9 protein-coding genes are annotated in these 9,100 nt (G+C 61.2%); 1 reads left to right on the top strand and 8 read right to left on the bottom strand.

Features of this window, described 5'->3' with window-relative positions:
- Positions 1–525, top strand: a 525-nt coding sequence (locus AC1DK4_RS34190; RefSeq protein WP_477132062.1) for an RNA-guided endonuclease InsQ/TnpB family protein, incomplete at its 5' end; no start/stop codon positions are given.
- A 3-nt stretch (positions 526–528) separates the two neighbouring features.
- On the opposite strand, the gene AC1DK4_RS34185 is transcribed toward AC1DK4_RS34190, so the two are convergent.
- The 8 genes from AC1DK4_RS34185 to AC1DK4_RS34150 form a co-directional block, all read right to left on the bottom strand.
- Positions 529–1,026 (bottom strand): MarR family winged helix-turn-helix transcriptional regulator, encoded by a 498-nt coding sequence (locus AC1DK4_RS34185; protein WP_441623330.1) that lies wholly within the window; start codon positions 1,024–1,026, stop codon positions 529–531.
- Positions 1,027–1,503: 477 nt separating this feature from the next.
- Positions 1,504–2,496, bottom strand: coding sequence for a Bug family tripartite tricarboxylate transporter substrate binding protein (locus tag AC1DK4_RS34180; RefSeq protein WP_441643604.1), 993 nt, complete (start codon positions 2,494–2,496; stop codon positions 1,504–1,506).
- A 33-nt stretch (positions 2,497–2,529) separates the two neighbouring features.
- Positions 2,530–3,729 carry a Gfo/Idh/MocA family protein gene (locus AC1DK4_RS34175; RefSeq protein WP_477132061.1) on the bottom strand — a complete coding sequence of 400 codons (1,200 nt, stop codon included), beginning with the start codon at positions 3,727–3,729 and terminating at the stop codon, positions 2,530–2,532.
- Positions 3,726–4,700, bottom strand: coding sequence for a PDR/VanB family oxidoreductase (locus AC1DK4_RS34170; protein WP_441623325.1), 975 nt, complete (start codon positions 4,698–4,700; stop codon positions 3,726–3,728). The genes AC1DK4_RS34175 and AC1DK4_RS34170 overlap by 4 nt, the downstream gene beginning before the upstream one ends.
- Before the next feature lie 14 nt (positions 4,701–4,714).
- Complete coding sequence (locus AC1DK4_RS34165) at positions 4,715–4,876, bottom strand: hypothetical protein (RefSeq protein WP_441623323.1); 162 nt, start codon at positions 4,874–4,876, stop codon at positions 4,715–4,717.
- Positions 4,877–4,924: 48 nt separating this feature from the next.
- Positions 4,925–5,914, bottom strand: a complete 990-nt coding sequence (locus tag AC1DK4_RS34160) for an ABC transporter substrate-binding protein (protein WP_441643602.1) — start codon at positions 5,912–5,914, stop codon at positions 4,925–4,927.
- Positions 5,915–5,964: 50 nt separating this feature from the next.
- Positions 5,965–7,284, bottom strand: coding sequence for a Rieske 2Fe-2S domain-containing protein (locus AC1DK4_RS34155; protein ID WP_441623319.1), 1,320 nt, complete (start codon positions 7,282–7,284; stop codon positions 5,965–5,967).
- Between the two features lie 459 nt (positions 7,285–7,743).
- A complete protein-coding gene (locus AC1DK4_RS34150) occupies positions 7,744–9,054 on the bottom strand; it encodes an NAD(P)/FAD-dependent oxidoreductase (protein WP_441623317.1) in 1,311 nt (436 codons plus the stop codon).
- Positions 9,055–9,100: the final 46 nt, after the last annotated feature.

Genomic DNA, 9,100 nt, shown 5'->3' with positions numbered 1-9,100 from the left:
GATCAGCATCGAAAGATCAGGTGCATTCGCAATGACTTCACGCACAAGATGACGACCTCGCTCACACGTGAAAACCAAACGTTGGGCATCGAGGACTTGTCTGTGCAGGGAATGACTGCAAGCGCCAAGGGGAGTGTCGACAAACCGGGAAGAAATGTCCGTCAAAAGGCTGGCCTGAACCGCGCCATTCTCGACGTGGCATTTGGGGAGATTCGTCGCCAGATCGAGTACAAGAGCACTTGGTATGGGACAACGCTAGTGACTGCGGATCGCTTCTTTCCTAGCTCAAAGCGTTGCTCATGCTGCGGCGAGGTAAATTCGGCTTTGACGTTAAGGGATCGAGAGTGGACTTGCGTAAGCTGTGACACGCGCCATGACAGAGACTTTAACGCGAGCGTCAACCTTGAACAAATGATTTCACTACCCGAGGCTGTCGGGAAAGTTAAGCCTGTCAGATACGAGCCTGGCCAGTCAGGAGGTTCGGGGCAGGAACCGGACGCGCACATTTGTGCACGTTTTGGATAGCAGCTACTCTATGTGGGCATCGGCACCGAGATTGTCGATCATCACAAGCAGCGCGCGGCGAGTCGTTTCCACTTCCTTTTCTGGAATGCCATTCAGGGCCAATGCGTTGACTTCTTCGGCAAGCGGAACAAGTAGCTTCTTCAATTTCTTGCCCAGAGGTGTCAGGAAAACGTAGATATTCTTGCGGTTGTCGGGTCGCTGTTCGAGGCTGACGTAACCCAGTTTCTCCATGGTCTTGAGCGCGACGACCGTGGTGGGTTCCATCACGCCGGCCTCTATGCTGAGCTCGCGCTTCGTGAGGCCGTCTCGCTCCCATAGGATGCGCAGGAAGGTCCAGTGCCCCAATTGCACATCGTGGCGGGCAAGCCTCGTCTGTAGCGCTCGCAGAAATCCCCGCGTCGCGTCCTTGACGAGATGCGCCATCCGGTCGTTGGGCACTCCTTCGTGCCAGTGCCGCAGCATGCGACTGGCAATTTCCGTCTCTCTGGTGTTTCTCGGCATGGAAAGGTCCGGACGGCTCTTCGAGAGGAAGAGCGGATTATCGCAAATCCGGCTCTGGCATAGGCCGCACGCCGGGGGCCGGTATGGCGCAGCGTGCGGATGAGGGTATCGCCGGCAGGATTTACTTATGATTCTAATATTAACATCATGCCAGGGATAACCAGCTTGGACATTCAACGGCACGTGGAGATTTGTCCAGCAAAAGCCGCAATGCGGATGACTACGTCACCGTAGGCAGAGCCTCAGCACGTTCCCGACGTGCGTCGATGCTGGGCGCGGGATCTACTGGTCATACGTGATAGCGCGGCCGGATGGCGGAGACGCCGATGCGTCCCCGCTCAAGACCCGAGGCGACCAACTCTACCGTTGTGCCATATGCTCGGTATTGCGCGCCGTGAATTTCATCGTTCTCCCGCAGGAGTTCGAACTGCGGGGACCTGCGATTGCATTTTCGATATCCGTACCGAGTGGAGAACTCTACTCCGCAACTACCTGGGCCACCTTGATGGCTTCGACATAGCGCGCTGTCTCGTCGCCGAGCGCCTTCGTGTAGTCCGCGCTCGACCCACCCACCGGCTCTATGCCTGCGATGTGCAACTGCGATATGACTTCGGGCATTTTGACGGCATTCGCGATGGCATCTGACATCTGCTTCACCACGGCATTAGGCGTTCCCGCGGCCGCGAGCACGCCGACTGTCACGGCATAGTCGTACCCGGGCACCACTTCCGAGATGGCCGGAATTTGCGGCGCAAGCTTGGATCGCTGCAGCGAGTTGGTGCCGAGGATCTTGACCTGGCCGGACTTCACGAAGCCCGATAGCGATGGCAACGCGGCGAAGACCACCTGCACCTGGTCCCCGATCAGCGCCGGGACGGATTGGCCGGAGCCGCGGAAGGGGATGTGCTTGATATCGAGCTTGAGTGCGGCTTTCAGCGCTTCCATCGATAGTTGATGGGTGCTCCCTATGCCGGAAGAGCCGTAATTGAGTTGCCCCGGCTTCGACTTTGCGAGCGCAATAAAGGATTGGAGCGAGTTCGCCGGCACACTGGCATTGACGGCTAGAAAGAGCGGAGATCTCGCCGCCAATGACACCGGCACGAAATCGCGCTTGGGCTCATAGGACAGATCTTTGTAGATCACAGGGTTGATTGTCATCATTGACCCATCAGTGACCAGAAAGGTATAGCCGTCGGCGGGACTCGTTTTGAGCGCCTGCGCGGCCACGACACCATTGGCGCCGGGACGATTCTCGACCACGAACGGCTTGCCCAGCCGTTGTGTCAATTGCTGCGACAGCACACGAGCAACGGTGTCAGGCAGGCCACCTGGCGCATAAGGAACGATCAGCCGGACCGCCTTGTTAGGCCAGGCATCGGGGCTTGCCAGAGCCGTCGTTGGGGCGAATGCGGCGGCCGCCAGGCACAGGCACAGCCTGCGCCGTGTGAGATGGTTTGTGGGGCGTCTCATTTCTTGTCTCCTCTCTTTTTATATAGGGCACTGCTAGACCGGCCAAGCCTGATGGGGCAACTCGATGTCCCGGGCCTCGCGCGCCGAGGCCAGCATCGCGAGACAGACCGCGAGCGTAGCCTTTGCCCAGGGCCCGTCGTGGCGTGGGCGCCGTCCGTGTACGACGGCGTCAATCAATTCGTCAATGACCTCGAATCGTGGCACCGCCGGCGCTGGCAGCGGGATGTGTTCGCGTTCCCGATCACCATAGACCCAGATCCCGTCGGGCATGGGGCGGATGTCGGCGTGCTCGCAGCTGACAATAACAGGGCCGAAGTGCTGGTTGGCGAGTGGGGGTTGGGCGCTGGCCGGCGGTGTCCACGAAGGGCCGCCGTAGGTGGCGTCTGCCTTTAGTCGTGCTTCCGCCTCGGCCGAGCCGATGCCGGCCAGCCTGCGGCGCGCCTTTCCATAGTCCTCGTCGTGGGCTGAGAAACCCATTTCGGTGAATTCGCCGTTCCAGGGGTCCGAATTGAAACGGCCATAGCCGCTATAGGTCAGGGAGGCATAGCTTCCGTTCTCAAACCAGAGCATGGCGGAATATGCACCTTCCGTCGGTCTGGCTGGATCCCATTGCCCGAGTGTCGCCCTGACCCGACTGGCCGGGGATCCGGCGAGCAGGCGGACCACGTCGACCTGGTGCGCCGCCTGGCTGAAGACGACCCCACCGCCAGCCTCGGTCTGAAGTTCCTCTGGGCGTCGCGGCCGGTACATAAAGTCCGTGTAGTTCAGCGCATGGATCATCCGCACTGCGCCGAAGCGGCCCGAGTCGAGGAGGCGACGGGTGTGCAGATAGGGGGAATCGAAGCTGTGGCAATGCCCGACGATCATTTGCACTCCAGCACGGGCGCACGCCTCGATCATCTGGTCGCACTCCGCCGTCGACAATGCCATCGGCTTCTCGACCAGCAGGTGCTTCCCATTCGCCGCGGCAAGGCATGCGTGGGCGGCGTGGAACTGATGTGGACTGGCAATGTAGACGGCATCGATATCGGGCGAGAGCGCCATCTCGGACAGGTCCTCGTATACCGGGGCGCCGAAATCGCGCGCAAATTGCCGGCGCGCAGTGTCACGCGGGTCGCAGGCGGYGGCGAGGACGATGCGGTCGTCTGCAAGGAAAGTCGGCAGCATGAGTGAGAACGCGCGGCCGAGTCCGACGACGCCCAGGCGCACCTTTCCGTCAGGTTTGCGTTTCATAGCTTGATCACCAGTTCGGCGCTCTTCGCCCGCGAGACGCAGATCATCACTTGGCTTTCCATCTCTTCCGGCATCAGGACCATGTCACGGTGGTCCGCCTCGCCCGCCACCAGTGTGGTGCGGCAGGTACCGCAGGTTCCGCTCTCGCAGGAAGACGGCACGTCACAGCCATGCTGGCGCAGGACATTCAGAATACTCATGCCCACCGGAACCTCGAAGCGCTGCCCAGTGCTGTTCAGCACGATATCGAACGGCTTGTCGTCCGCGCGCACCTCGCCCCCTTCGTTGAAGCTTTCAAAGTGGATCTTCGTGGCGGGCCAGTGACCCGACATGTCACGCACGGCGTCCATCAGCCCCCGCGGGCCGCAGCAGTAGATGTGGGTGTCGCACGGCCTCTCCAGCACCGGCCACAGGTCGAATGCCTTGTCGGGACTCCCGAAGTCATGATGGATCTTCACCTTGCCCCGGAGTTCGGGTGCCTGCAACTCATCCAGGAACGCGGCGGTCTCCGGTGAGCGCGTGAAATAGTAGAGCTTCCACTTGGCCGTCGACAGTTCGCCAAAGCTGCGGATCATCGACAGGATGGGCGTGATGCCGATGCCACCGGCGATGAAGATGAATGCCTTGGCATTGTCGACGAGGGGAAATGCGTTCTCCGGCACGCCAACGGGAATCAGGTCGCCTTCCCTGGCGTCGTCGCAAAGACTGATGGAGCCGCCCTTCCCGTTGGCGTCACGCTTCACGGTGATGATGTAGCGGTGACGTTCCGCGGGGTCGTTGCACAGCGAGTACTTCCTCAGCAGGCCGTTGGGCGCCTGCACCTTGATATGCGAGCCCGGCGTGAAGGGCGGCAGGTCGGCGCCATCGGGCAGCACGAACTCGAAGCTGCGGATACCCTCCGCCGCATCATGGATGCGTGTGATGCGCAGGAGCATCTGCGTATCAGAGTGGGGCTGTGTGATGGTCGTCATAAGTCTCTCTCTCGTCAGGCGTCGAATCGCATCGACAGGTCGATGGCGCGTACGTCCTTGGTCAGCTCAACCGCCACGAACTGAGCCGTCCAGTCTGTGCGCTCGATGTCCTCCCGCAGGGCATCCTCGACATTGCGATGAAGCGCCTGCTCGAGGCTCTCGTTGTACTCGAACATCCTTGCTCCCAGGGGCGCGCGTCTCGACACGAGTCACGCGCGATTTTGTCAAATGCTGTATGACTCATAGGTGGACGGGTGGAAGATATCTTCCACCGGCACCAGGCGCTCGGACAGTCCTTGACCATGGTGATGCCGCACGAAGGTTTCCAGAGTCCGGCGGTTCGCTTGAACACCATAGGACCAGTAGTCCTCGCCGAGTGTCTCGCGAGCGGCCTTCAGCATCTCCTCGACAAAGGGCATCGTCACCTTCGTCGCCGACGTGTCGGACAGCTGTGCGAGTGCGTGGGCCTTGGACTGGCTGAAGGCCTTGAACACCGCGCCGGGAAGCCAGGGATGGGCTTGCACCAGTGTCTTCCGGACGCCAACCACGTGCATGATCGGAAAGACACCCGTGCGACGGAAATAGTCCTTGGCGTCCGCGGTAGGGTCATCGAACAACCAGGCAATGTTCTCGTTGCGCAATGCCGTGGCGCTAGGCGGCCGGGGGGCGATGAATCCATCGATTTCGCCGCGGTCGAGCATGTCCGAGATCGTGCGTCCTTCCGGCGCGGCCTCGACGCGAACGTCGGCCGGCAACTCGAGCTTGACCTTCTCAGGGCGGCCCGGCGTATCGATGCCGCCGCGCACCCACGTGACGTCGGACGGGCGGACACCGAACTCGTCCTGGAGGAGCGCTCGCGCCCATACGATTGCGGTGAGCTGGTATTCGGGGATGCCGATGCGGCAGCCCTTCAAGTCTTCAGGCCGCTTTATGCGGTCCTTGCGAACATAGATCGATGTATGGCGGAAAGCGCGCGAGAGAAAGACGGGGACGGCGATGTACGGGCAGTCGCCTCGCGAGTGCTTGACCAGGTAGCTCGAGAAGGAAAGCTCCGTGATATCGAAGTCCTGGCTGCGCATCGCCCGGAAGAACATCTCCTCCGGGTTGAGCGTCATGTAGACCGGATCGACACCGTCGATCTGGACCCGACCATCGAGCAGGGCGCGGGTACGGTCATAGTCGCCCATGGCGACGGAAAGGCGTAGTTTTGTCATTGTGTGATGGCCTTGGGGGCGGGGTCTGACGAATGAGGCGGCGCCGAGAGCTATGCCCTGATCGAGTAAGAGGGTTCGAGCTCCGGCCGCTCCTGACCATCCGCCCATACATAGGAGACATCGAAGGTCCGCCAGTCGTCCGTCTTCGGCACGACGGCCTGGAACGCGCAGATGTCGGGCGCAATCACGTTGGCGCCGGTGCCGATCGCGTCGCTGCCTGCCTGGAAGGCCTTGACGGCATCCAGCATCTGCTTGCGGAACTCGACGATGGCGAGGTCGCTGGCGCCGAGCCGATCATGGGTTCGGTCCGCAATCGGCCCCATCGTCAGCCACATTGCCACGTCCTGGTTGGGAAAGCCCGAGATGCCGGTGAAGTTGCCAGCTTTCATGGCCTGTCGATCCTGCCAGAAGCGGTTTTCCGTATTGCGCAGCGGCCGATAGTACGGGTCCAGGTCCACGCCCACGGTCTGGCGGAGGAACTTGCGCCAGGATTCGGTCTCGGGTGTCTGCGCAGGATGGCCCCAGGCAATGAAGTAGAACGCCGTGTTCGTGTCATCCATCGGGACGTTGACGTTGGCGACGTTGTAGAGATTGTTCGGAGGAATCAGTGCCGTCGCAGGGGCAACGAACACGGTCGAGCGGACATAGTCGTGGGTCTGCGCCTGGTGGATGGGCCGGCGGATGGCGGCATACCGGAACCCGTAGCTGCCGCGCTGCACCTGCAGGCGCGGCGCCTTGTCGGTCGACGGGCGCAGCCAGAGGTTGGCGGTGGCCTTTGCGCCGTTCACCCGCGCCGGAACTATGTCGGAGCTGTGCAGGCTGGAACTGTGGGCCGAATCGATCGCTCCTTCGAGCACCTGCGCCCAGTTGCAGGGCAGGAGCACCTTGGCAATGCTCACGCGGGCGTCTTCAGTCGGCGCCCATGGTGGCGGCGTGAATTCCGGTACCGATTCCGCCGGGCCCATATACGCCCAGACCATCTCACCCCATTCCTTGGTGGGATACGCCTTATGCTTGACCTTTTCTGCCATGCAGCTCGAGGTGGGCTCCGAAACCATCTCCAGCACATTGCCTTCGACGTCCATCTTCCAGCCGTGGTAGAGGCAGCGCAATCCGCCTTCTTCGTTGCGGCCGTAGACCAGAGAGGCTCGACGGTGCGGGCAGTACTCGTCCATCACGCCGACTCGACCATCGCTGTCGCGGAATACCACCAAGTCCTCCCCGAAGACGCGCGCTTTCACGGGCGCACCGTCAGGCTCCGAGACCTCCTCGATCAGGCAGACCGGCGTCCAGTGTCGTCGCATCAACTGCCCCATCGGCGCCTCACCTTCAACTCGACACAGCAGTTCGTTTTCTTCCTTGGTGATCATTGCATCGCACTCCTGGCGGACGTCTCCCCGTTAGGGTCGGTCGCGCATATCGCTTGTTTTCGAGAAAAAGCTTAGTGAACTAAGCATAATGAGGCGAGACGGCGATGACAAGAAGGCAGTATGGAAACCAAGGGAAAATACTTAGAGGAATAAGTATTATTGCCGTGCGAGAGCTCAAAGTGGCTTAGACGTTGCCACTGAGCGCGTGGGCGGTGTCGCAGGATTGGCCAAGGGGCATTCACCGCGTGAGCGGGCGCGTCTGACGAGCCGCAGGCGTCACAAAGGGACGCTGCACTGCGCTAGCAATGGATGAGGAGTGGAGCGTAGGGTCGCTTTGTCCGTCTTTGTTTGATGCTTGCCGGCAGGCTCTTACCTCCGCGATTCGACAACGAGCCTAAGGGGTGCCAAGCCTTGAGGCCGCAGGACAAAGCAAAAAAGTTGGACTGCTGCGCAATGGCGTCAATGCAATCGCGACCCTGCCGCAAGCAAGCGCTCCAAGCCCTGGGCCAATGTCATGCCTAAGGCTCGCAGCCAGCCGTGGATGTTTATCACGTGCCGCCGATAGATAGCGTGGTGGAGCAAGGCCGCGAGTCTGCCTTCGACATGCCAGCCGTCATCCTTGCCCGGCGTGGCGGCTAGCTTTGCAATCGTGCTGCTGCCCGCCAGGGCGACCAGGGAGCCGTGGTCGCGGTAACGAAATCCCGCGGCCGATTTGCCGGCGAGGTGCTGTGGCAATGCTTTGGCAAGATATAGCGCTTGCTGGTATGCGACCTGCGCCCGGGTAGGAAGCTCGGCCTCTAGGTCCCGCAACCTGCAGCTTGCGCAGTCGCCAATCGCATAGATATGCTCGTCGACGACACACTGCAATGTGGGCAGAACGCGAATTTGTCCTTTCGCATTGACCGGCAACTGGAATGTGCCGAGAAGCGCAGGCGCGGCAACGCCCGCCGCCCAGATGACAATATCCGTCGGCATCGGCGGCTGTCCTGCGACTGTCAGGCCATCCTGGCTGACCGACGTCACCTTGGCGTTGCATTGGACTCGGATGTTCAGGCTCGCCAGTTGCTCGCCGACGCGCGCGGCGATCCGTGTACCCATGCCTGGGAGAACGGCAGGAGATGCTTCAATCAGGCAAATATCCACGCCCGCCACCGGGTCGAGCCGGTGGATGCCATAGCGATTCAGTACTCGAGATGTTCTACGCAACTGGGCTGCAAGCTGGACACCGGTGGCACCAGCGCCAACGATGGCGACTCGCATCTTGGCGCTCTGCGCTTGTTGCTGAGTGTCGGCCAGCGCGGTACGACGGCGCAAGGCGGTAAATACGCGCTCACGCACTTCCTCCGCGCTACTGACGCTGTCCAGCGTCAAGGCGTGCTCCCTTGCTCCCGGCACGCCAAAGTACTGGGTGACACCGCCAACAGCGAGCACCAGTTTATCGTAGGCAATGGACTGGACCTGGCCATTCTCGCCGTCTCCCGTGCCGGAGAGAGCAATGGAGATGGTGCGGTTGCTACGATCTACCGCTTGCAGTTCGCCTTGTACAAAGCGAAACCGATGACGTTCAGCCTGCAGGGCGAAGGAGGTATGGTGGACAACGGGCTCAAGGCGACCTGCAGCCACCTCATGTAGCAAGGGCTTCCACAGATGCGTGGGACTACGATCGATCAGAATGACTTCGGCTAGGCCGCGCTTGCCAAGACGCCGGCCGAGGCGCGTGGCCACCTGTAGTCCTGCGGCGCCGCCGCCGACGATAACGATCTTTCTCATGGGAATCTCCGCAATTTGGGTCTTGCAAGCCGTGGCACGCAGGCTG

The sequence above is a fragment of the Cupriavidus sp. 05N38 genome (assembly GCF_056397345.1).
Note: the sequence above shows the minus strand (reverse complement) of the source record. Positions and strands in the feature narration are given on the sequence as shown.